The organism is Pseudomonas cucumis, assembly GCF_030687935.1.
GTDB classification, from domain to species: Bacteria; Pseudomonadota; Gammaproteobacteria; order Pseudomonadales; family Pseudomonadaceae; genus Aquipseudomonas; species Aquipseudomonas cucumis.
Map to the genome: position 1 here is coordinate 4,256,801 of NZ_CP117454.1, position 26,205 is coordinate 4,283,005.

Here is a 26,205-nt window from a genome sequence, read left to right on the forward strand (position 1 = left end):
GTAAAAAAGGGGCGCGCCTCGGCAACGCCCCTCCAACAATGATTAAAACCCCGGCACTCAGCCCACCCGCGCCATGCAATGCTCGATCAACGCCTCAAGCTCGCGCTGATAATCCTGCATGAACCGCTCCATCGTGCTGGCCCGATAACGTTGGCTGCTGTAGATGCAACGCAGCGCCAACTGGCCGTCGTACACCTGGCCGACAATCTCCAGCCAGTTGCCCAGATTGGCCTGCAGGCTGTAGTTGTCGCCGGCCTCTTCCAGCGCCGGCACCAGCAAGGCCTGCTCGTCGAAGCTTTGGTCGAACTGCCCCAGGTAGTTGAACGTCACCCGCGCCTGCGGCAGGTCGGCCAATTGGCGGGCCAGTTGCGGGCCGGCCAGATGACGCAATACGCCGTAGCCGATGCCCTTCTGCGGGATGGCCGCCAACTGCGCCTGCACGTTGACGATCGACGCGCCGATGTCCGCGCTGTTGGGGGTGAGCCGGACCGGGAACATGCTGGTGAACCAGCCCAGACTGCGACTCAGGTCAATGTTCTCGAACAGGTCCTCGCGGCCGTGGCCTTCCAGCAAAATCAGCGCCGACGGCTGTTCGCTCCAGCGACACAACGCCCGGCTCAGGGCCGACAGCAGCAAATCGTTGATCTGCGTGCGATAGACCGCTGGCGCCTGCTTGAGCAACTGCTCGGTGTGCTCGCGAGACAACTTGAGCCGCGCCTGAGCCTGGTGACGCACCTGATTCTTGCCGCGACGGTTGTCGCACGGCAGGTCGACGCCCGGCTGATCCAGTTGCTCCAGCCAGTAGCCCAATTCCTGCTCGGCAATCACCGGCGCCTGCGCCTGCAACGCTTCGGCAAACGCGCGATAGCTGCTGGTGCGGATCGGCAGTTGCGGTTCGATGCCCATCACGCAAGCCTCGTAGGCCACCTTCAGGTCGTCGAGCAAAATCCGCCACGATACGGTGTCGACCACCAGATGGTGGATGACCATCAACAGTCGCGCCTGGCCGTCCGGCAAGGCGATGTGCACCACGCGCCAGGCCGGTCCATCGTCGAGTTTGAGGCTGCGCTGAGTCAGGTTGGCCAAAGCTTCGACCTGCTCGCTGTTCTCGACCTCGCGGCGCCACAGCACCGGCTCGCGGCGCTCGGTCGCTGCGGCATAGCGCTGCAACCAGCGCCCGCCTTCCTGACAAAAGCGCAGGCGCAAGGTGTCGTGGTGGTTTTCGATCCAGCCCAGCGCTTGTTCCAGGGCATCCAGATCCAGCGTCTGACGCGCACTCAGCAAAAACGACTGGTTGTAGTGATGAGACTCGGCCATGCCCTCGGCAAAGAACCACTCCTGAATCGGCAGCAGATTGAACAACCCTTCACGGGCCACATGGGTGAGGTCCACCGATTGCGCGGTGCCCGCTTTCACCACGTCCTGGTCGACGATGCCGGCGATGGTCTGGTAGCGCATCAGATCACGAAGTTTGAGTTCCATCTGCAGGGTCGGGTGGTTCCTGACCCGGGAAATCACTTGCAGGCTCAGGATCGAGTCGCCGCCCAGTTCGAAGAAGTTGTCGCTGATACCGACCTGCTCCACCTGCAACACCTGTGACCAGATGTCCGCCAGCAGTTGTTCCTGCTGATTACGCGGGGCGACGTATTCCTCGCTTTTGAATTCCGGCTCGGGCAGTGCCTTGCGGTCGAGCTTGCCGTTGGGGGTGATCGGGAAGGCACTGAGGCAAACGATCTGCGCCGGCACCATGTATTCCGGCAAGGTGGTGCGCAGACCGGCCTTGAGTTCATCACCCAATTCCTGGCCGGCGTTGGTGACGACGTAACCGATCAGTTGCTTGCCGGAGGCGTTGTCCCGGGCGATCACCAAGGCGTCGCTGACCTGCGCCAGTTGCCGCAGGCTGGCCTCGACTTCACCGAGCTCGATACGGAACCCGCGCACCTTGACCTGATGGTCGATGCGGCCGACGTAATCGACCACGCCGTCCTGGCGCAAGCGCACCAGGTCGCCGGTGCGGTACAGCCGCTCGCCGCTGGCAAACGGGTTGGGCACGAAGCGTTCGCAGGTCAGGTCTGGCCGACCGTGATAACCACGGGCAACCCCGTAGCCACCGATGTACAACTCGCCGGCAAAACCTGGCGGCAGTGGATTCAGTTCTTCATCCAGCACATACAGCGAACGCGCGCCCACCGCCCGGCCGATCGGCGCATAAGCCGCTTCACACTGCTGGCTCACCGGCACTTTCCACAGCATCGGGGTGACCACGGTTTCCGTCGGGCCGTAGCCGTTGGTGAAGTACTCGGGACGCAAGGCCGCCTTGACCTGTTCAAAGGTCTGGTCCGGCACCGCATCGCCGCCGAAGCAATAGATGCGCACCGGTGGCGGTGCAATTCCGCTGGCTGCGGCGTACTCGGCCAGTTGCTTGAGGTAAGCCGGCGGGAAGCAAGCGATGGTCACGCCGTACTCGTGCAGCGCCTGATAAGTCTGCTCCGGCGTCCACAGGCAACCGTCGCGTACCACCAGCCGGCCACCGCTGTACAGCGTACTCAACCAACGCTCATGGGCACCGTCGAAAGCGAACGACATGAAGTGCAGTTCGCAACTGCGGGTGTCCATTTCATACAGTTTGGCGATGGCCTGACAGTGCATGCTCAGGGGGCCCTGGGTAACCGCCACGCCTTTTGGCCGTCCGGTGGAACCCGAGGTGTAAACCAGATAGGCCAACCCTTGCTCCAGCACGCGGCACACCGGCGCCTCATCGCCATATCGGGACTCGTCGAGGTGATCCAGCTCAAGGCGCAACAGGCCCTCGGGCGCCGGTAACGTCGCCCGCAGGCTGCTCTGGGTCAGCAGCAACGCCATGCCCGAATCTTCGATCATGTACGCCAGACGCTCCGGCGGATAATCGATGTCCAGCGGCACATACGCCGCGCCGCTTTTGAGCACAGCGAGGAAGCTGACGACCATTTCCAGCGAACGCGGCAGAGCCACGCCGATCACCACTTCCGGCCCCGCGCCATGCTCAATCAGGCAATGGGCCAGACGATTGGCCCGTCGTTCCAGCTCGCCGTAGCTCAGGCTCAGCCCGGCGCATTGCACCGCAATGGCCTCAGGCTGACTCAGTGCGTGTCGGCTGATCAGCTCCGGCAACAGCTGTGGCTGATGATCCGCTGGCGGCTCGGCGCTCCAGGTTTGCATTGCCTGCCATTGCTCGAGCGACAGGCGCTGCAGGTTACCCAGGCGTTCGTAAGGCGCGCGCATCATCGCCTCAAGGGTGTTTTCCAGCGTCAGGCGAATCCCCTCCACCGCCTCGGCACTGAAGTGGCTACGCAGGTACAGGTATTCAATCGACAGTTCGTCGCCGAGCATCACCGCCAGGTCCATCGGCACGTTCGTCACGTCATGGCCGATGGATTTGCCGAAGCTCAGGCCGGTATCGTTGTCCTCTTGCAGGCGGTCGTCGATCGGGTAGTTCTCGAACACGATGATGCTGTCGAACAGCGCCTGCCCGCCCAGGCCGGACCAGCGTTGCACGTCCGCCAATGGCACCTGGGAATGATCGCGGATATCCAGGTTGTAGGCCTGGATCCGGTTCAGCCAGTCTGCCAGAGGCTGATCCGGTTCCAGCGTCTGAATGATCGGCAAGGTGTTGATGAACAGACCCAGCATGTTGCCGACATTGGGCAAACTCTCGGGACGCCCGGACACCGTGGCACCAAAGGTCACGGTGTTTTTCCCGGTGTAGCGCTGCAACAGCAGCAACCATGCGCCCTGGATCAACGTGTTCGGCGTAATCCGCAGATCGCGGCAGAACTGCAGCAGACGCCCGGTCTGTTGCGCGTCCCAACGGGAGTAAATGGCGTTGTGGCCGGGTTCATCGGACACATGCCGTGGATGGATGGCCTGGCTCAACGCCGTCGCCTCGTTGACCGGGGCCAACCGGGCTTTCCAGAACAGCTCCCGGGCGTCCTGGTCCTGGGTTTGCAACCAGGCGATGAAGTCGCGGTAGCGACCGTTTTCAGCGCTGATTTCACCCTTGGCGTAGTGCTGGATCACCTCACCAAACAGCCGCGAGCTGCTCCAGCCATCCATCAGGATATGGTGACTGGTCCAGACCATTTGATACTGATCTTCAGTGCTGCGAATCAACAACACTCGCTGCAGTGGCGCATGGGTCAGCTCGAAGCCTCGCGCGCGGTCCTCGGCGGCCCGCGCGGCGATGTCCGCCTCGCTGGCGTCGCGATAGCGCCAGTCGAGCACCTGCAAATCGAGCGTCGCCTGACGCTGGACAATTTGCAGCGGTTTGGCCAAGCCATCGTGCCAATGGAAGCTGGTGCGCAGGATGGCCTGACGCTCGATGACCGCCTCCCAGGCCTTGCGGAAACGCTCAACATCCAGACCGCCCACCGGCAAACTGATCTGATTGACGTACAGGCTCGAACCATTGTCCGACAAGGTGTGGAACAGCATGCCCTCTTGCATCGGCGACAGCGGATACATGTCTTCGATCCGCGACGGGGCTACCGGCAAGGCGTCCAGTCGGGCCTGATCCAGATGCGCCAACGGGAAGTCCGACGGCGTGACGCCGTGGCTGTCCGGCTGGCAGCAATGCTCGATCAGCAGTTCCAGTTCCCGGGCGTACTCCTCGGCCAGGCGTTCGATGGTCGAGGCGTTGAACATGTGCGTGCTGAACGACCAGCCGACACTCAACTCGCCGCCGTACACCTGGCCATTGAGCGTCAGCCAGTTACCCAGCAGCGCATCGTTACTGTGCTCTGCGCCCTTGACCTCATCGGCCGGCACAAACAAGGCACCGCTCTGGCTATCGAAGCTGCCATCGAACTGGCCCAGGTAGTTGAAGGTGATACGCGGTGTCGGCAGGTCCCGCAGCGACGCCTGACAAGCCTCGTCCCCCAGATAACGCAGCACGCCGTAACCAAGGCCACGATCCGGAATCGCGCGCAGCTGCTCCTTGATTTGCTTGATCGAGCCGGCCAGTTCCTGGGTCGGGGTCAATTTGACCGGGAACAGGCTGGTGAACCAGCCTACGGTGCGGGTCAGATCGAGGCCGTCGAACACATCTTCACGACCATGGCCTTCGAGCTGAATCAGCACCGACGACTGTTCGCTCCAACGGGTGATCACCCGTGCCAGCGCCGTCAGCAACAGGTCGTTGACCTGTGTGCGGTAAGCCGCCGGGGTCTGTTGCAGCAGTCGTCGGGTCAAGGTTGGGTTCAGGCGACTGTAAAGCGTCAAGGCATGTCGGCTCTGCAGGCTGCCCTGGGGGTTATCTTGCGGCAGCGGTGCGCCGTCCGAGCGCTGCGCCTGCCAGTACGGCAGTTGTCCAAGCAGCGATTCACTGTGGGCGTGACATTGCAATTGCTCCGCCCAATGCTTGAAGGACGTGGTCTTGGCCGGCAATGCCAACGGTTCGCCGGCCAGTAACTGGCGGTAGCTGCCCTGCAAATCCTCCAGCAGGATCCGCCACGACACACCATCGACCACCAGGTGATGAACGATCAACAACAAGCGCTGTTCGCCCTCAGGCAAATCGAACAGCACCGCGCGCAACAACGGGCCTTGTTGCAGATCCAGGCTGCGCTGGGCTTGTTCGGCGACACGTTCCAGGTGAGCGGCATCACTGACCGATTCCAGCCACAACGGCGACAGGCGCTGTTGTTCCACGGTCCGATAGCTCGCCGACCAGTTGCCTGGGGTTTGTGTAAAGCCCAGGCGCAGGCTGTCGTGATGATCGATCAGCGCGTGCAAGGCCTGCTCAAGCGTCGCGGCCACCAGCGGGTTCAACGGTTTGAGCAGCACCGACTGATTCCAGTGATGACGCTGCGGCAAGGGTTGTTCGAAGAACCATTGCTGAATCGGCAGCAACGGTGTCTCACCTGTCACCGGGCCTTGATCGGTTGGCGCCAGGGCTTTGCCGAGCTGCGCGACAGTGGCCAGCCCCTGGACGGTCTGCTGCTGGAACAGATCCTTGGGGGTGAAGCTGATTCCCTGCTGGCGCGCTCGGCTCACCACCTGAATGGAGATGATCGAGTCGCCGCCCAGGGTGAAGAAATTGTCGGTCAGGCCGACCCGTTCGAGTTTCAGAATGTCCTGCCAGATCCCGGCAATCTGGCGCTCCAGCGCGGTGCGCGGCGCCACGTAATCGCGTTGCAGCTGATTGGCGTCCGGGGTCGGCAAGGCTTTGCGGTCGAGTTTGCCGTTGGGGGTCAGCGGCAACTGTTCGATGAACAACCATTGCGCCGGCACCATGTAATCCGGCAGCTGCGCCTTGAGCCCGGCTTTGAGTGCTTCGCTCAGATCGTCCTGCTGTTGCAGGCTCAGATCAGCCTGGGTCGGCACCACATAAGCCACCAGTTGCTGGCCGCTATGGCCTTCCACCGCCAGCACCACGCCTTCGCGCACGCTGTCGTGGGCCAGCAGGCGCGCTTCGATTTCACCCAGTTCGATACGGAACCCGCGCACCTTGACCTGATGGTCGATACGGCCGATGTATTCGATCACACCGTCGTCACGCAAACGAGTCAGGTCACCGGTGCGGTACATCCGCTCGCCATTGCTGGCCAGCGGGTTGGGCACAAAGCGTTCGGCGGTCAGGCCCGGGCGGAACAGATAGCCACGGGTAATGCCATCGCCGGCCAGGTACAACTCGGCGGCAACCCCAATCGGCGCGGCCTGCAACTGGGCATCGAGCAAGTACGCGGTGGTGTTTACCAGCGGTCGGCCGATGTTCGCCTGGCCGCCGGCTTCGCGGCGGGTGCAGGTCGAATAAGTGGTGTCTTCCGATGGCCCGTACAAATCGTAAACGTGCTCGACCGAGGTCTCGCGGTACAGCGTGTCCACCAGGCTTTGCTTGAGCGGTTCACCCGCGAGGTTGATGATGCGCACACCTGAAGGGATCTGCCCGGCACGCTGCAAGGCCGCGATGGCCGACGGCACGGTGTTGATCAAGCGCACCTGATCGCGCTCCGGCAGGTCCGGCAATTCCAGGGCGTTGCGCGCCATGATGATCGAGCCGCCGCGGGCCAGGGTGACAAAAATCTCCCACACCGACAGGTCGAAACACACCGAAGTCGAGGCCAGCACGCCTTGCAGGTCTTGTTCGCTGTACACCTCGTGGGACCAGTGGATCAGCGCCTGCACGTTGCGATGAGCAATCGCCACGCCTTTGGGTTTACCGGTGGAACCGGAGGTATAAATCACATACGCCAGGTTGGCGGAATCGATCCGGTCCTCAAGGTTGTGCGGCGCCAGGTCAGCGAAGGCCTGACCGCCCGCCTCGACCCACACCACTTGGGCTTGGGTCTCGGGCAACTGCGACAGCAAGTGCGGCTGGGTCAGCAACACCCGCGCCTGACTGTCGTCGAGCATGTAGGCCACGCGATCCGCCGGGTAGTCCGGGTCCAGCGGCACGTAGGTGCCACCGGCCTTGAGCACTGCCATCAAGGCAATCACCAGCTCGGCGGAACGGGGCATCGCCACGCCCACGCGGATTTCCGCACCGACACCCAGTGTTTGCAGATGACGGGCCAGTTGATTGGCGCGGCGATTGAGTTCGGCATAGGTCAGCTCGGCGCCGGCATGGTGCAAGGCAATCGCCTGTGGCCGCGCTTCGACCTGGGCTTCAAAGCCCTGATGGATCAAGGCCTGGGCTGGATACGCCGCATGATGGTCATTCCATTCGGCCAGCGTGCGCAGCTCGGTCGCCGACAACAGACCGATCTCGCCCAGCGAGCGTTGCGGTGCGTCGAGGAATTGGCGCAGCACTTCTTCCAGATGAGCGGCCAGGCCGATAATGCTGCGCTCGGCGAAGTGTTCGGTGAGGTAGTTGAAGTCCAGGCTCAACACCTCGCCGGCACCGGCGATCAGCGTCAGGCCGTAGTTGGTTTGCTCACGGTGTTCGAGACCGCTGAAACGCAAGCCGCCCGGATTGGCCTCCAGGGTGTCGGACACCGGGTAGTTTTCGAACACCAGCAAGGTGTCGAACAGCGCTTCGCCGTTGAGCGCGGCCAGGCGTTGAATGTCCTGCAACGGCGTCTGCTCGTAATCGCGCAGCAGCAGGTTCTTGTCCTGCACGCTGCGCACCCAGTCGCTGACACTGCAGGTCGCTTGCGGGCTGGCAATCACCGGCAGGGTATTGATGAACAGGCCCAACTGTTGCTCGATACTCGGCAGGTCCACCGGGCGACCGGACACCGTCGCGCCGAACGCAACACTGCTTTGCCCGGTATAGCGCTGCAACACCAACAGCCACGCGGCTTGCACCAGGCTGTTGAGCGTCACTTGCTGCTGGCGCGAGAAACCGTTGAGGCGCTGGGTGAAGGCTGCGTCAAAGGTCAGCTTATGCACGCCTTTGCCGGGGCCGGGCACAGTCTGCCCGTGGCAGGCCGAGGCCAACCGCGTGGGTTCGTCCAGTTCGGCCAACTGCCCGTGCCAGAAGGCTTGCGCCGCGTCCTTGTCCTGGCGTTGCAGCCAGGCGAGGAAGTCGCGATAACGGCCCTGGGCACTCGGCACCGGATGCCCGGCGTAATCCTGCAGCACTTCGCCAAACATCCGCGAGTTGCTCCAGCCGTCCATGAGAATGTGGTGGCAGGTGAAGATCAGGCGATGACGGTCATCGGCGGTGCGCAGCAGGCACAGGCGCAGCAGCGGCGGATTCTGCAAGTCGAAACCGCGTTCGCGATCGGCCAAGGCACGGGCCTCAAGCACGGCTTGCAGATCCGGCTCTGCACGCACATCCACTTCCGGCATTTCCAGGGTCAACTGGCGATAGATCACTTGCAGCGGTGTATCGAGGCCGTCACGGCCCCAGATGAAACCGGCGCGCAGCACTTCATGACGATCCACCACCCGCTGCCAGGCTTGCTGGAAGCGCGGTACATCCAGACCGTCGATATCCAGCAGCATCTGATAGACGTAAGCGCTGGCGTCGGCGTCGTACAGGCTGTGGAACAGAATGCCCTGCTGCATCGGCGCCAACGGGTAAATGTCCTCGATCCGCTGCGCGGCGATTGGCAAGTTGTCCAGATGCGTTTGGGACAACCCGGCCAATGGCACATCGGAAGGGGTCAGGCCGCCGCTCGGATGGCTCAGGCAATGGTCGATCAACTCGCCCAACGCGACTTCATAAGCGCGGGCCAGTTTGTTGATGGTTGCCTCTTCGAACACATCACTGCTGTAGGTCCAGGTCAGGCTCAATTGCCCCTGGTAGACGCGGCCGTCGATGGTCAGCCAGTTGCTCATCGGCGCCTGTTCATCCTGTCCGGCGCCCTTGTCTTCGGTGGCCGGCACCCACAGGGCGCCCTCATCGAAGTTGTTATCAAACTGCCCCAGATAGTTGAAGGTCACTTTGGGTTGGGACAAGCCGCTCAGGGCTGCTTGCGCAGCGTCGCTGCCCAGATACCGCAGCAAGCCAAAGCCGATGCCTTTGTTCGGAATCGAGCGCAGTTGTTCCTTGATGCCCTTGATCGACGCTTCGAGGCTGGCCTGCGGAGTCAGGCGCACCGGGAACATGCTGGTGAACCAGCCCACGGTACGGCTCAGGTCGAGGTCGTCGAACAGGTCTTCGCGGCCATGCCCTTCGAGTTGCACCAGGGCGCTGTCGGATGCGGTCCACTCACACAAAACCCGGGCCAGTGCGGTCAACAGCAAATCGTTGACCTGAGTGCGATACACCGCCGGTGCCTGCTGCAACAATTGCCGGGTGCGCTCGGCATCCAGACGGGTATCAACGCTGCGCTCGAAACGGTTCTGCAGTTGTCCATCAGGGTTGTCCAGCGGCAAGTCCGCCGGCGCTTCGGCCAGTTGCCCGCGCCAGTAATCCAGCTCGGTTTCCAGCCCGGCGCTGCGCGCATAACCTTGCAGGCGTTCGCCCCAATCCTTGAACGCGGTGGTCTTGGCCGGCAGGCGCAACGGCGTGCCGGCGCTCAGTTGCTGATAGGCGGTTTGCAGGTCTTCCAGCAGAATCCGCCACGACACCCCATCGACCACCAAATGGTGGATCACCAACAGCAGGCGCTGGCTGGCATCGGGCAGGTCCACCAGTGCAGCACGGAGCAACGGGCCGTCACTCAGGTTCAGGCTCCGTTGCAACTCCAGGCACAGCGCCGGCAAGGCCTCGCTGCTTTGCAAAGAAACCGTGCGCAGCAGTGCGTTCGGCTGATCGATGGCGGCATGTTCCTGCGCCCACTCACCTGAGGTCTGGCGATAGCGCAGGCGCAAGGCATCGTGATGCCGTTGCAGATGTTCCAGAGCCTGCTCCAGTGCAGGCGCTTGCAGAGGCTCGGCCGGGGTCAGCAGGATCGACTGGTTCCAGTGCTGACGCTCGGGAATCTCGGTGGCGAAAAAGTACTGTTGAATCGGCGTCAGCACGGCCGTGCCGAGCACCTCACCTTGCATCGCCTGCACCGCATCGCTCTGCTGGGCGACGGTGGCCAAGCGTTGCACGGTCTGGTGCTGGAACATGTCCTTGGGCGAGAAGCGGATGCCCGCCTGACGCGCCCGGCTGACCACCTGAATCGAGATGATCGAATCGCCGCCCAGCTCAAAGAAGTTGTCGTTGAGCCCGACCCGTTCGACTTTCAGCACGTCCTGCCAGATCTCGGCCAGGCGCTGTTCGAGTTCGCTGCGCGGTGCCGCGTAAGCCTCTTGCACCAGGCTCACATCAGGGTTGGGCAATTGCTTGCGATCGAGCTTGCCGTTGGCCGTCAGCGGCAGGCGGTCAAGGAACACCCAACTGACCGGCACCATGTAGTCCGGCAGGGTTTCACGCAATTGCGCCTTGATCGAATCGCGCAAGCCGGCATGGGCGTCCGCGTCCAGTGGCTCGCTCGGCACGATCCACGCGGCCAGTTGCTGCCCACTGAGCCCTTCGACCGCCAGCACCACGGCTTCACGCACCGCGTCATGGTTGAGCAATTGGGTTTCGATTTCCCCCAGCTCGATACGGAAACCGCGAACTTTCACCTGATGGTCGATACGACCGATGTACTCGATCACCCCGTCGCCGCGCAGCCGCGCCAGGTCGCCAGTGCGGTACAGGCGTTCGCCGGCCAGAGGGTTGAACGGATCCGGGACGAACCGGGTGGCGCTCATGCCCGGCTGGTTCAAATACCCCCGCGCAAGCCCGGCCCCGGCGATGTACAACTCGCCGATGCACCCTTGGGGCACCAGATTCAGCGCGTCATCGAGCAAGTACCACGACAGGTCGACAATCGGCTCGCCGATCGGGCTGCTGTGGGTCTGTTGCAAGTCCGCCATGGACAGCGGGCGGTAGGTCACATGCACGGTGGTTTCGGTGATGCCGTACATGTTGATCAGGGTCGGCGCGCGGTCGCCGAAACGTTCGAACCAGGGGCGCAGGCTCTGCACTTCCAGCGCTTCGCCGCCAAACACCACGTAACGCAGCGCAGAGTTGCGCGACGACGCACTGGCCACTTGCATCAGCGGTTTGAACGCCGATGGCGTCTGGTTCAGAACGGTGACTTGTTCATCGCAGAGCAAGGTGTAGAACTCTTCCGGCGAACGGGTGACGTCGTGGGGCACCACCACCAGTTTGCCGCCGTGGAGCAGTGCGCCAAAAATTTCCCAGACCGAGAAATCGAACGCGTAGGAATGGAACAGCGTCCAGCTGTCTTCGGGGCCGAAACCGAACCAGTGATCGGTGGCGCTGAACAGGCGAATGACATTGCCATGGGGCAGCAACGCGCCTTTGGGCTTGCCGGTGGACCCGGAGGTGTAAATCACATACGCGAGATTGTCCGCGGTAGTCAGGCAAGGCGGGTTGGTCGTGCTGCTTTCCTGTAGCGGTTGATTCAGGTCCAGACAGGCCAATCCCGGTGGAATCGGCAGCTGCGCCAACAGGTGGCCCTGGGTCAGCAACAGCTCGATCCCGCTGTCTTCGATCATGTAGCGCAAACGGTCGTCGGGATAGCTCGGGTCCAGCGGTACATAAGCGCCACCGGCCTTCAACACAGCAAGAATGGCAACGATCATGTCCAGCGAACGCTCAACCGCCACGCCCACCCGAACATCCGGGCCAACGCCACTGGCGATCAGCTGATGCGCCCATTGGTTGGCCCGGCGATTGAGTTCGGCGTAGGTCAGCCGTTGCCCGGCGAACACCACCGCTGGCGCATCCGGACGACGCTCGGCCTGAGCCTCGATCAACTGATGAATGCACTGGCTGACCGGGTGCACCACCGGGCTCGGGTTCCAGTGCGCGAGGAGTTGCTGTTGCTGCGCGTCATCGAGCACCGGCAGTTGGGCAATGCGCTGGCTCGGGTCTTGAACGATCGCCCGCAGCAGGTTGCGCCAATGCTGCGCCAGGCGCTCGATGGTCGCAGGCTCGAACAAATCGGTGGCGTATTTGAGCACCGCTTCAATGCCATGGGCCTGCTCGGTGGTGTTCAGCACCAGGTCGAACTGCGCGGTTGCGCTTTGCCATTCCAGCGGCTCGATACTCAAGCCGTTCAAGCGGGTCTCGACACTGATCCGGCTTTCGGCCTGGTGATTGAACATCACCTGGAACAACGGGCTGTGGCTCAGGCTGCGTCCCGGCTCCAGGGCTTCCACCAGTTGCTCGAACGGCAGGTCCTGGTGCGCCTGGGCTTCCTGGGCGGTTTGCCGAACCTGACGCAGCAGATCGACGAAGCTGGCTTGCCCGTCGACGTCCGCCTTGAGCACCTGAGTGTTGACGAAGAAACCGATCAGACGCTCGATCTCCACGCGCCCGCGGTTGGCCACCGGCACACCGACGCGGATGTCGGCCTGGCCGCTGTAACGGTGCAGCAAAGCCTGGAACGAGGCCAGCAACAGCACAAACAGCGTGACGTTTTCCCGTCGGGCGAAGGCCTTGAGGCTGTCGCTCAGGGCCGGGTCCAGAATCAGGTTATGGCTGGCCCCGGCAAAGCTCTGCTCCACCGGACGCGCACGGTCGGTGGGCAGCTCCAGCACCGGTTGCTCGCCGCCGAGCTTGTGTTGCCAGTAGGCCAGTTGACGCTCCTGTTCGCCGGCCTCCATCCATTGCCGCTGCCACAGGGCGTAGTCGGCGTATTGAATCGGCAGGGCCGGCAGCCCGGCGTCATGCCCGAGGTTGAAGCCGGCATACAACTGCACCAACTCCTCGATCATCACCTGCAACGACCAACCGTCCGACACGATGTGGTGCAGGGTCAGCACCAGCACGTGATCCTGCGGGGTGACTTGCAGCAGGGCCGCGCGCAACAACGGGCCGGTCTGCAAATCGAAAGCTTGCTGGCTCTGGGTCTGGACGAAGGCCTGGATCGACGCCTGCGGATTTGCCGCCAGCTCAGGGCTCAGCTCGTGAATATCCAGGGCAAACGATCCTGCGGGCAGGATCGTTTGCAAGGGTTGCCCGGCGTCTTGAGTGAACACCGTGCGCAAGGTTTCGTGACGTTCGATCAGCGCCTGGACGCTGCGCTGCAACGCGGCCACATCCAGCGGGCCCTGCAAGCGCAGGGCCGTGGGAATGTTGTAGGCCGCGCTGTGCGGCGCCCATTGCCAGAGAAACCACTGGCGCTGTTGAGCGTAGGACAGCAACAACGGTTCTTCAGCCGTGCGCTTGAAAACCGGGGCAATGTCAAAAAGGTTGACGCCTTTCTGCTTGAGCAGAACCGCCAGAGCCTTTCTTTGCTTAGCCGAAAGTTGTCCTACCGACTCGATTAACTCTTGCACGCGTTGTTCCCCTCAAGAAATCAGTTTTTCCAGATCATCGAGGGATAGACGTTTGAGGGCCTCCAGGGATTTAGCCAATTCGTCCTGAACCGGCGATAAATCGACGCGCAACGCTTCGATGCGGGTGCAGAACGCTTGCAGGGTGTCGGCTTCGAACAGCGCCTTGAGCGGCACCTTGTCACCCAGGCGTTCCTTGATCCGGGTCACCACCAGCGTCGCCAGCAGCGAATGCCCGCCCAACTGGAAGAAGTTGTCCGTCAGGCCGACGCGCTCGACTTCCAACACCTCTTGCCAGACGGTTGCCACTTCCCATTGCAGCTCGGTGCTTGGCGCTTCGTAACGCTGTTGCAGCGGATTGCCGCCCAGCGCCATCAGGGCCTTGCGGTCGAGCTTGCCGTTGGGGGTCAGCGGCAACGCGTCGATCAGGTGCAGATGGCCCGGCACCATGTGTGCCGGCAAACGACTGGCCAGGGCCGCGCGCAGGGTTTCCACCAACGATAAATTGCCCGGTTGGCTCGCAACGACGTAGGCGTGCAGATGCTTGCCCGCCGCGCCCTCCTGCGCGAGCACCACGGCTTCACACACCTCGGGCTGCTCCAGCAATCGGGCTTCGATCTCGCTCAGTTCGATGCGGAAGCCGCGAATCTTCACCTGATGGTCGGCACGACCGATGTACTCGATCGTGTCGTCCGGCCCCTGGCGCACCAGATCGCCGGTGCGATACAGGCGCTCACCGTTGGTGGCGAACGGGTCCGGCACGAAGCGTTCGGCGGTCAGGCCCGGACGCAGCAGATAGCCTCGGGTCACGCCGGCACCGGCCAGGTACAACTCGGCCGCCAGCCCTGCCGGCAGCACCTGCAACTGGCTGTCGAGCAGGTAAGCCACGGTGTTGTCCAGCGGCCGCCCGATGTTCGCCCGGCCGTTGGCAACGCGCAGGGTGAAGGTCGAATAGGTGGTGTCTTCCGACGGCCCGTACAGGTCATAAACCTGCTTGACCGATGTGCTGGCATACAGCGTATCGACCAGCGTCTGCTTGAGCGGCTCGCCGGCCAGATTGATGGTGGTGACCGACGCCGGAATCTGCCCGGCCCGTTGCAGCGCGGCAATCGCCGACGGCACCGTGTTGATCAGCGTCACTTGCTCACGGGCCGGCAACTCGGACAGCGCCAAAGCGTTGTCCGCCAGCACCATGCAACCACCGCTGGCCAGGGTGACGAAAATTTCCCAGACCGACAGATCGAAGCAGATCGAGGTCGAGGCCAGCACCCCACGCAGCTGCTCATCGCGGTAAACACCTTGCGACCACTGGATCAGCGCCGCGAGGTTAGCGTGGGTGATCGCCACGCCTTTGGGCTTGCCGGTGGAGCCGGAGGTGTAAATGACGTAGGCCAGGTTCTGCGCAACGATGCCGCTGACGGGCGCCGTGGACGGATACCCGGCGAGCCACTCGGCTCCCTCTTCGACCAACAGCACTTGAGACGGCAACGCCTCGGGCAACATCGCCTGCAACGCGGCTTCGGTCAGCAGCACCGCTGCGCAACTGTCCTCGAGCATGTGCAGCAAGCGCTCTTGCGGATACTCCGGGTCCAGCGGCACGTAGGCACCGCCGGCCTTGAGGATCGCCAGCAGCCCGACCAGCATGTCTGGCGTTCGGCGCATGCACACGCCGACCCGCACTTCCGGCCCGACACCCAGCGCTTGCAGCTTATGCGCCAGTCGATTAGCCCGGGCGTCGAGGGTGCGGTAATCGAGGGTCTGCTCGGCGAACAACACCGCCGCAGCCTGCGGTTGGCGTTGTACCTGCGCGTCAATCCGTTCGACCACACTGCGCGAATCAAGCGCCGTGACCGCGGTCTTGCCCCAGTCGACAGCCGCTTGACGCGGTGCGCCGTCCAGCAGTTGCAACGCACCCAGAGGCCGCGAAGCATCCGTCATGAATTGCATCATCAGGCTTTCGAGCTGGGTGCTCAGGTCGGCGATGATGGCGTGATCGAAACAGGCCTGATCGAAGCTCAAGCCCAGGGTCAACTCACGACCGGTGACCGCCACCAGCGTTAGTGGATAGTGGGTCTGCTCCTGACGCGAGAGGGTGGAAAACTCGAGACCGGTGGCAGAGCCTTGGGCCAGCGCTTCGGCCATCGGGTAGTTTTCGAACACCAGAATACTGTCGAACAGCGCGCCCGCGCCCTGCCCCGCCCAACGCTGGATGTCGTAGAGCGGCGTGTGTTCATGTTCGCGCAGGGCCAGGTTGAGGCTCTGCACCTGCTGAATCCACTGGCCGACCGGGATCTCGGCAGACGGCGAAGCCACCACCGGTAAAGTATTGATGAACAGGCCGATCTGCTGCTCGACGCCGGGCAAGTCCGTCGGGCGACCGGCCACCGTGGCGCCGAAGGCCACGGTGTCCTGGCCGGTATAGCGCTGCAACAGCACCAGCCACGCGGCTTGCATCAAGGTATTGAGGGTGACTTTCTGCTCGCGGGCGAAGCGGTTCAGGTCACCGGTCTGCTGTTCGCTGAACACATGTTGGTAATCGGCATAACCGCTGGCCGGCGTCTGACTGACCGGCATGGCGCTGGCCAGGCGGGTCGGCTCCTGAAGGTCAGCCAATGCCGACGTCCAGAACTCGCGACTGGCCTGAACATCGCGCTGGCCCAGCCACTCAATGTAATCGCGATAGCGTCCCGGGGTCGCCGACGGCGTCATGCCGGCATAGCGTTGCAACACCTCGCCGAACAACTGTGAGGTGCTCCAGCCGTCCATCAAAATGTGATGACTGGTGTAGATCAAGTGATGCTGCGCCTCACCGGTTTGCACCAGCAGCACGCGCAACAGCGGGGCCTGGTCCAGTTCGAAACCGGCGGCCAGATCCTCCCGGGCCAACTGATCGAGCGCCGCTTGAAGGTCATCACGACCACGCCAGTCCTGCACAGTCATGGGCATCTGCACCGTCTGCCTTACAATCTGCACCGCCGCATCGGCGTCTTCGGGCCAGACGAATACTGTGCGCAGAATCTCATGGGCCTCCAGCGTCTGCTGCCAGGCCTGACGGAAACGCTCGGCGTCCAAGTGCCGCACATCGACCCGCAACTGATTGGTGTAGGCCGGACCGTCCGGCTCGTTGAGGCTGTGGAACAGAATGCCCTGCTGCATCGGCGACAACGGATAGAGATCGCTGATCTCCCGCGCCGGTACCGGCAGCGCCGACAGTTGCGCTTGCGACAGACGCAGCAGATTGAAGTCCGACGGCGTGACCCCGGCATGCTCACCGGCAGTGCAATGTTCGATCAGTCGTTCCAGTTCATGGCAATAGGCATCGGCCAGCGCCTGAATGGTTTGCGGGCGGTACATGCCCTGGCCGAACGTCCAGCTCAATTCCAGCTCGCCGCCGTAGACCTGGCCGTCGATACTCAGCCAGTTGCCCAAGGGCGCATCATCGTCCTGATGCTCACCGGTGCTTTCGGCGGCCGGCACGAACAGTGCGCCGTCAGCGGCACTGAACGCACCGTCGAACTGCCCGAGGTAGTTGAACGTGATGCGCGGCGGCGGCAGTTCACGCAGCGGTTCGAAGCCTGCGAGGTAGCGCAGCACGCCGTAGCCGATGCCTTTGCCCGGCACGGCTCGCAGTTGTTCCTTGATCGCGCACAGCGACGTGCCCGGCTCTGCCTGTGGGGTCAGGCGCACCGGGAACAGGCTGCTGAACCAGCCGACGGTGCGACTCAAATCCAGGTCGTCGAACAAGTCTTCGCGACCGTGACCTTCGAGCTGGATCAGCACCGAAGCCTGTTCGCTCCAGTCACACAGCACCCGCGCCAGGGCCGTCAGCAGCAAGTCATTAATCTGGGTGCGATAGGCGGCCGGTGCCACTTTGAGCAGTGCGTGGGTCAGTGTCTTGTTCAGGCGCGAAGTGGCCTTAGCGTCTTGACGGCGAGTCTGGACCGTCTCGGGGAAGTCCCTCGGCAAATCGCTGTTACCGCCCTCCAGCGTGCGCTGCCAGTAGTCGCGTTCGGCCTTCAACATATCGCTCTGCCCATAGCGGTGCAGGTGTTGCGCCCAGGCCTGGAGCGAACTGCTTTTACCCGGCAGGACGATCGCCTTGCCTGCCGCCGACGCGGTATAGGCTTGCTGTAAATCCTCCAGCAGCACCCGCCAGGACACGCCATCCACTACCAAGTGATGGATCACCAACAGCAAACGTTGTGTAGCGTCAGGCAGGTTCACCAGCACCGCGCGCACCAGCCGACCCTGTTGCAGGTCGAGACTGCGCTGGGCCTCGGTGGCCAGCGCTGACAAATCGGCAAGGTCGTCCAGTGCCCGCACCCACAACAGGTCTGTGTGGCGCTGCGCCTGGAATGTCGCCTGCCAGCACTCGCCCGACGCCTGGAAACTCAGGTTCAGCGCATCGTGCTGCTCGATCAGGGCGGCCAATGCGTTGCTTAGATGGGCTGCGTCGAGGGGGGATTGCGGCTGCAACATCACCGACTGGTTCCAGTGGTGACGCTGGGGAATGTCGGTCTGGAAGAAGCGGGCCTGGATCGGCAACAACGGTAGCTCGCCGCTGATTTTTTGCGCGACGCTGGCCGCCGGTTTGCTCTCGATCAGCTTGGCCACTGCCGCCAACTGGCCGATGGTCTGCTTCTCGAACAGTTGCTTGGGGCTCAGCTTGATGCCCTGGCGTTTGGCCCGGGCGATGATTTGCAGGCTGAGAATCGAATCGCCGCCCAGCTCGAAGAAGTTGTCGGTACTGCCCACCTGTTCAAGTTTCAGGACATCGGCCCAGATGGCGGCGAGCTTCTGTTCGATCTCGCCCACCGGAGCAACAAATTGCTGCGTCACCAGCCCCGGCGCTGGCAAGGCACGCTTGTCCAGTTTGCCGTTGGCGGTCAGCGGCAGACGCTCCAGCACAACGATCTGCGCCGGCACCATATACTCCGGCAGACAGGTCTGTAATTGCTGCCGCAAGGCGTCGACATTCAATGGCAATTCTGGCGCGGCCACGCAGTAAGCCACCAGTTGCAGGCGCGTTTCATCACCGTCCAGCGGCAAGGCCAGCACCGCGGCTTCGCTCACGCCGCTCAGGCCCAGCAATACACGGGCGACTTCCGCCGGCTCCACCCGATAGCCGCGCACCTTGACCTGATCGTCGGCACGACCGATGAACTCCAGCGCGCCCTGACGATTGCGCCGCACCCGGTCACCGCTGCGGTACACCCGAGCCCCGACGGCGCCAAACGGATCCGGCAGGAAGCGTTCGGCGGTCAGCCCCGGCTGCCCCAGATAACCCAGCGCCACACTGTCGCCGCCGATGTACAGTTCGCCCGCCACCTGATCGGCGACCGCGTTGAGTACATCGTCCAGCACGTAGACATGCGCACCCGACAACGGACGGCCGACCGGCACGCTGCGGACTCCCGAGTCGAGACCCTTGAGCTCATGGGTCAGCACGCCGACCGTGGTTTCACTCGGGCCATAGTGGTTGATGAACCGGCAGCCCGGCTTGAGTCGCTGCACCTGTTCGAGTAATGCCGGAGAGCAGGCCTCGCCGCCCACGATCAGTGCGTGCTGCGGCAACACATCGGCGGCCCGAGATGCTTGCATCAGCGCCAACAAATGCCCCGGCACGATCTTCAATACGCCCACTTGGTGCTCAGCCATGTAATCGGCAAACCGGTCCGGGTCGAAGCCCAGCTCTTCGGGCAATACATGCAACAAGCGACCGGAGCACAAGGCGCCGAACAGCACGGTAAACCCCAAGTCCGCGGCAATGGTTGAAACCAGCGCCATGCTCGCCGCCGGCTCCAGCGCCAGACGTTCCAGCGCACCGTGCACATAACTGGCCAGGGCGCCGTGGCTCACCAGCACGCCTTTGGGTTGACCGGTGGAGCCGGAGGTGTGAATCACATAGGCCGCTGCATCCGCCGACACGGTCAGCGAAGGCTTCGTCGTCGGCCGGTCCTGCCAGCGTTCGGGGGCGAAGACCAGCCCTTGGCAACCGGCGACCGCCAGTGTGTTTTCCCGCGAGTCGCCTGCGGCACACAGCAGGACTTTCGCCTGCGCGCCTGCGAGCATCTGCTGCAAACGCGCGGCGGGCGCCTTGACGTCCAGCGGCATGTACACCGCCCCGGCCTTGATCACCCCTAACACACAGGTCAGCCATTCCAGTGAGCGCTCCATCAGCACCGCCACTGGCTGCCCGCTCTGCACGCCCTGCGCACGCAGGTAGTGGGCCAGGCGATTGGCGTCCTGATCCAGCCCCTGAAAACTCAATGTCCGCTCAAGGCAGCGTGCGGCCAGCGCCTCAGGCTGTGCGGCCACCTGACGATCCCATTGCTGCAACACCGATTCCGCCGGCTGCCGTGGTGTCAGCGCCGGTGATACTGGCGTGGCTGCAAGACTGTGCAGCGGCGCCTGCGGGGCGCTCAGCAATTCGCGGAACAGGCTGAGCAGCGTCGGAATGAACCCCTCGATGGTCGAGTGCTGGTACAGGTCGCTGGCGTAGGTCATTTGCCCGTGGATCAGCGTGCCGTCATCGGTGATGTCCAGCGCCAGATCGAAGTGCGTGCCTTCTTTGTCCAGTGGATACTCGGTGACGCTCAGGCCCGGCAGGTTCATCGAACGCTGGGTCTGCATGCCGACGTTCTGGTTGAACTTGGCCTGGAACAAAGGGTTATGCCCCAGGGTTCGCTCGGGCACCAGTTCATCCACCAGTTGCTCGAAGGGCAGCTCCTGATGGGCCTGGGCACCGAACGATGCTTCCCGGACCCGGGCCAGCAAATCGTCAAAGCTGCCGCGCTCATCGACCTGGCAACGCAATACCTGAGTGTTGACGAAAAAGCCGATCAGCCCTTCGACCTCGGAGCGCCCGCGGTTGGCGTTAGGCACGCCGACGCGAATATCGCGCTGGCCGCCAAGACGCGACAGGAACAGCGAAAACCCGGCCAGCACCAGCATGAACAAACTGATGCCCTGAGCCCGGGCAAACCCGTTCAACTGCCGGGACAGGTCCGCACCGAAATCAAAGCTCAGGGTCTGGCCTTCGAAACTCTGGGTCAGCGGCCGGGGGAAATCCGCCGCCACGTCCAACAGCGGATGCTCTTCACCCAGCTGCTGGCGCCAGTAATCGAGTTGACGCTCGCCCTCGCCAGCCTCCAGCCAGCGGCGCTGCCAGATCGCGTAGTCGGCGTACTGCAACGGCAACGCCGGCAACTGCGGTTCGCGCTCCAGGCTGAAGGCCTGATAGCAGTGCACGAATTCCTTGACCATGACGTCCATCGACCAGCCATCGGAGACGATGTGGTGCATGCTCACGATCAGCACATGTTCATCGTCCGCCAGACAGAACAGGCTGGCCCGCAGCAATGGCCCGTGGAGCAAATCGAACGGTTGCGCAGCCGCTTCCTGAACCCGCCGCGTCAGCTCGGCTTCACGCTCTTGCACGGCGATGTTCGACAGATCGATGCGTTGCAGTGGCACGCTCTGCTGCTCGAGGATGACCTGGCTCGGCTGGTCGTTGTCGGTCTGGAACACCGTGCGCAGCACTTCATGGCGCGCCACCAGATGATCGAAGGAACGCACCAACGCTGCCTCGTTCAACTGTCCGTGCAAGCGCAGGCCGGCGGCCATGTTGTACGCGGCGCTTTGCGGGTCGAGCTGCCAGAGAAACAGCAGGCGCTGCTGGGCAAACGAGAGCGGGATCACCGCGCAGTCGTGACGACTGACCGGCAGCGGCAGCAGGCTGAAGTCCTTGCCCTCCTCGCGCAGTTTGGCGAGAAACAGTCGACGTTGCTCCAGCGGCAAACCGACGAACCTTTTAGCGATACGCTCCGCCATAGTGCCGCTCATACTTCAACTCCCTCCAAAGAACTCATGAACTGATCCATGTCGGACCAGTCGTTATCGCTTGCACCGTCTGCCAGCGCGGCCAACTCCAGGGCCAGATCACCCAGCAGCGGTGTCTCGAACAGGCTGCGCAGCGGCAGCACCACGCCCAATTGGCTTTTGATCCGGGCGATCACTTGCGCGGCCAGCAACGAATGCCCGCCCAACTCGAAGAAATGGTCATCGACACCGACCCGTGGCACTTGCAGCACTTCGATCCAGATCTGCGCCAGAGCCTGTTCGGTGTCGGTTTGCGGTGCGCGGTAGGCACTCTGCAATTGGCTCGGATCGGGGATCGGCAAAGCCTTGCGGTCGAGTTTGCCGCTGGGGGTCAGGGGCAAACGCGGCAACAGCAGCAAATGGCCGGGCACCATGTAGTCCGGCAGGTTCTTTTGCAGATCGCTTCTGATTTGCTGACGCAAAATCGCCTGCTCCGCCGTGCTGCCGAGCACGCTCTGATCGACGACCAGATACGCCACCAGTTGCGCGCCGCCGATCAGGGGCAAGGCCAGCACCACCGCCTCACGAATCCCTGGGCATTGCTGCAACCGCGATTCGATTTCCCCCAGCTCGATGCGGAACCCGCGGATCTTCACTTGGTGATCGACACGGCCGATGTACTCCACCGCGCCGTCGTCCCGCAGCCGGGCACGGTCGCCGGTGCGATACAGGCGCTCGCCGACCGCAAACGGATCGGCGATAAACCGCTGGGCGCTGAGCGTCGGCTGCCGGTGATAACCACGGGCCAGGCCCGGCCCGCCGATGTACAACTCGCCCACCGCCCCTTGCGGCAGCAGGTTCAAATCGTCGTCGAGCACGTACAACCGGCGTTGCTCCAGGCCGTGACCGATCGGTATGCCGCGCCACGACACCGCCTCGGCGATCAACGCGCTGCAATCGTGGATGGTCGAAACCACCGTCGCTTCGGTCGGGCCGTAAGTGTTGAGCAAACGAACATGGCCCAGCCCGGCGCGCTGCCACAGGCGCAGCCCATCCACCGCCATCGCCTCGCCGCCCACATGAATCTGGCGTAAGGCGCCGAAGTGGGCAGGCGGGTTGGCCGCGTAATCCTGCACCACCGAATACCAATAAGCGGCCGGCAAATCCGCCAGGGTGATGCCCTGTTCGACGATCACCTGATGCAAGGTCACACTGTCCCACAGGCCCGCATCGCGCAGGACGACGCAGGCGCCATGGCACAGCGGCGGGAAGAATTGCTCGACGAAACCGTCAAAACTGCTGGTGGCGAATTGCAGCACGCGATCGCTTTCGCGCAAATCGCTGTAGTCGATCGCACGTGCGATGAATTCGCTCAGTGCGCCGTGGCTGACGGCCACGCCCTTTGGCCGGCCGGTGGAGCCGGAGGTGTAAATCACGTAGGCGAGGTTCTGCGGATCTACCGTCACTTGCAGGTTGTCCTGGCTCGCCGCGTCGCTGTCCGGCAGTCGATCCAGACACAGGCAGTCGATGCCATCGAGCGCCGGCAGGCTGCTCAGCAGCGGGCTTTCGGTCAGCAACAGTTTCAGCCCGCTGTCATCGAGCACGTGGCGCAAGCGTTCGGCCGGGGTGTGCGGGTCCAGCGGCACATAGGCGCCGCCGGCCTTGAGCACGGCCAGCAATGCCACGGCCAGTTCCAGCGAGCGCCCCAACGCCACACCGACCAGCACATCGGGGCCGACGCCCTTGGCGCGCAACTGATGGGCCAGACAATTGCTGCGAACATTCAGTTCGGCATAGCTGAGTGAGGGCGACTGCTCGCCCGCCAGGATCACGGCGCTGGTGTCGGGAATGCGCGCAGCCTGGGCCTCGAACAGCTGCGGCATGCCGGGCAGCGGCGCCGGGATGGCGACGGGTTGAATCAAGCGCTCGCGCTCATCCGTGCCGAGCATTGCCACCTCGCCCAGCGGTTGTTGCGGATCACGGCAGACCGATACCAGCACGTTGTGCCAATGCTCGGCCAACGCGGCAATGGTCTGTGCGTCGAACAGGTCGGTGGCGTAGGTGAACGCTGCGAACAGTTGCTCGCCCTCCTCCCGGGTGTCGAGCATCAAGTCGCTGGTGGCCGCATGCTGACGCCCGCTGCCGGCCAGTTGCTGCTCACTCAGATAGCCGACCTGCAAACCGCAATCGAGCCGCACATCCTGCAGATCGGTCACCAGCGGCTGGTGATTGAACATCACCTGAAACAGTGGGTTGTGACTTTGGCTGCGGGCCGGTTGCAGGGCTTCGATCAGCGCGTCGAACGGCAACTCTTGATGGGCCTGGGCGCCAAGTGCCGCCTGACGCAGGCTCTGCAGCAGGTCGCTGAAACGGGTCTGCGGGGTGACCTCGCTGCGCAGGATCTGGGTATTGACGAAGAAGCCGATCAAGCCTTCGGTTTCACTGCGGGTGCGGTTGGCGATCAAGCCGCCGACACGGATGTCGGTCTGGCCGCTGTAGCGATGCAGCAAGGTCTTGAAGGCGGCCAGCAGCACCACGAACAGCGTCACACCCTGACGCTGGGCGAGGGTTTTCAGCGCCTGGCGCAGGGCTCCGTCGATGACTTTTTCCAGGCGCGCGCCCTGGTGGCTGGCTTGGGCCGGATAGGCACGGTCGGTGGGCAATTCGAGGATCGGGTGCTCTTCGCCCAACTGCGTACGCCAGTAATCGAGCTGACGCTCGCGCTCCCCGGCTTCCAGCCAGCTGCGTTGCCACAGGGCATAGTCGCGGTAGTGCACGGTCAGTTCCGGCAAGGTCGGTTGCCGCCCTGCTACCAACCCGTCGTAGGTGCGCATGAACTCGTCGATCAGAATGTTCATCGACCAGCCATCGGCAATGATGTGGTGCAGCGTCAGCAGGAGTACGTGCTCCTGTTCGGCCAGGCGCAACAGGCGAATGCTCAGCAGCGGCCCCTGTTGCAAATCGAACGCCTGAGTGGCTTCAGCCATCATGTGCTGCTGCGCCTGCGGCCAGCGCCGATCCTCAGGCAAGGCACTCAGGTCGTTGATCGCCAGTGTCAGGTCATGGGGTTCGGTCACCCGCTGGAACGCACGCTCGCCCTCCTGGCCGAAGGTGGTGCGCAGGCACTCATGGCGCGCCACCAGCAGGCTGAACGCGCGCTCAAGCGCATCAGTTTGCAGCGCACCGTTCAGGCACACCGCCATCGGCAGGTTGTAGGCCGCGCTCTGCGGGTCCAGCTGCCAGAGGAACCACATCCGCTGCTGGGCATAGGACAGGCCGTCACGCTCGTCGACCCCGATGCAGGAGGTCATGGGAAGCTGCGCAAAATCGATGCCTTCGCGGGCCATGCCCGCCAGAAACAAGCGGCGCTTGTCCTGCGGCAGTTCGATAAAACGGCGGGCGAGTTTCTGTGCGTCTGCGGCATTCATGCATTGGGTCCTTGCTGATCGGCGGCGTGACCAGGAGGCCCGGTCGTATCAACAAGAACGAATGGCTGACGCGATGATTTAGCGGCACTGACAAACGTGAGCCCAACGGTTCATGCCGCTCCCACAGGTTCCGCATCAGGCATTAGACCCAACAGTGGACAGCGCACAAAAACGCCGAAGCCGGTGCAAGACCAGCTTCGGCGACAGGCGTGTCAGGGCGCTTTCAGTTCAGCGCGCGTCCTGGGAATGCCCTTCGGCCATTGCGACAATCACCTTGCGCTTGCCTTCGAAGGGCGCGCGGGCGTGGGCCGAGAGCATGTTGTCGAGCATCAGCACATCGCCCTCCTGCCAGGGAAAGCTGATGGCGCAGTCATCGAGCACGGCGCGAATTTCATTAAGCACTTCATCCTCGATGGGCGAGCCGTCGCCGTAATAGACGTTACGCGGCAGGTCTTCTTCGTCGACGATGTCCAGCAGGGTTTCGCGCACCTCCGGCTGAAGGTTGGATATGTGGAACAGGTGAGCCTGATTGAACCAGACCCAATCGCCGGTCACCGGATGCCGCGCCACCGCCTGGCAGGTCTGGCGGGTGCGCAATTCTCCGTCGTCCTTCCACTCACAAATAATGCCGTGGGCCTTGCAGTAGGCCTCGGCCACGTCGCGGTCTTCGGTGTTGAACACCTGCTCCCAGGCCACGTCCAGCCCGTTACCGAAATTGCGCACGTACATCAGGCCTTTGTTGACGAAGCGCTCGCGGATCGCGACAGGCATGCGGCGATAGACTTCCCGGCTGTCGGCAATCGGCGTTTCACCGCCCGAGGTGGCGGCGATCATGCTGTAGAACCAGATTTTCATCGGCCAGTCCCGGGAGTAGGCCTGCTCGTTGTGCAACGGAATACTCTGATGCGCCGGGTATTCGGTGGAGGTGTAGACCCCTTGGGTGACGTTGGTGCGCGGCGTCGAGCCGAACTCGTAATTGAGCAGCGGATGGCCGAAGCCGGCGGCGAATTGGCGGAACTGCTCGGCGCCATCCAGCTGGAACCCGCGAAACAGAATGCCGCCGTCACGCAGCAAATGCTCATCCACCAGCTCATTCAATTCATCGAACACCGCCAACAGACTGGTATTCGGCTCGGTCGCCTCCACCAACAGCGGCAAACGACCCCGCGCCGGCAGCAACGGCCGAACGGCAAAACCCACAGCAACACCCATGACGGGCCTCCTGTTAACACCGATAAAGTGAACC

General features: G+C 63.1%; 4 protein-coding genes. All 4 read right to left on the bottom strand.

Going from position 1 to position 26,205, the window contains the following annotated elements:
* Positions 1-57 precede the first annotated feature (57 nt).
* Positions 58-13,713, bottom strand: a complete 13,656-nt coding sequence (locus tag PSH97_RS19310; RefSeq protein WP_305446295.1) for a non-ribosomal peptide synthase/polyketide synthase — start codon at positions 13,711-13,713, stop codon at positions 58-60.
* Between the two features lie 12 nt (positions 13,714-13,725).
* Positions 13,726-21,555 carry a non-ribosomal peptide synthetase gene (locus tag PSH97_RS19315; protein ID WP_305446296.1) on the bottom strand — a complete coding sequence of 2,610 codons (7,830 nt, stop codon included), beginning with the start codon at positions 21,553-21,555 and terminating at the stop codon, positions 13,726-13,728.
* On the bottom strand, positions 21,552-24,959 hold the full coding sequence (locus PSH97_RS19320) for an amino acid adenylation domain-containing protein (RefSeq protein ID WP_305446297.1): 3,408 nt from the start codon (positions 24,957-24,959) through the stop codon (positions 21,552-21,554). Before PSH97_RS19320 ends, PSH97_RS19315 begins: the two co-directional genes overlap by 4 nt.
* A 228-nt stretch (positions 24,960-25,187) precedes the next feature.
* Positions 25,188-26,171 carry a TauD/TfdA family dioxygenase gene (locus tag PSH97_RS19325; RefSeq protein WP_305446298.1) on the bottom strand — a complete coding sequence of 328 codons (984 nt, stop codon included), beginning with the start codon at positions 26,169-26,171 and terminating at the stop codon, positions 25,188-25,190.
* Positions 26,172-26,205 lie beyond the last annotated feature (34 nt).

Bases quoted from the DNA above. Each gene is read 5' to 3' on its own strand.
- PSH97_RS19325 (WP_305446298.1), bottom strand. From the start codon at position 26,171: ATGGGTGTTGCTGTGGGTTTTGCCGTTCGGCCGTTGCTGCCGGCGCGG.
- PSH97_RS19315 (WP_305446296.1), bottom strand. From the start codon at position 21,555: ATGAGCGGCACTATGGCGGAGCGTATCGCTAAAAGGTTCGTCGGTTTG.
- PSH97_RS19320 (WP_305446297.1), bottom strand. From the start codon at position 24,959: ATGAATGCCGCAGACGCACAGAAACTCGCCCGCCGTTTTATCGAACTG.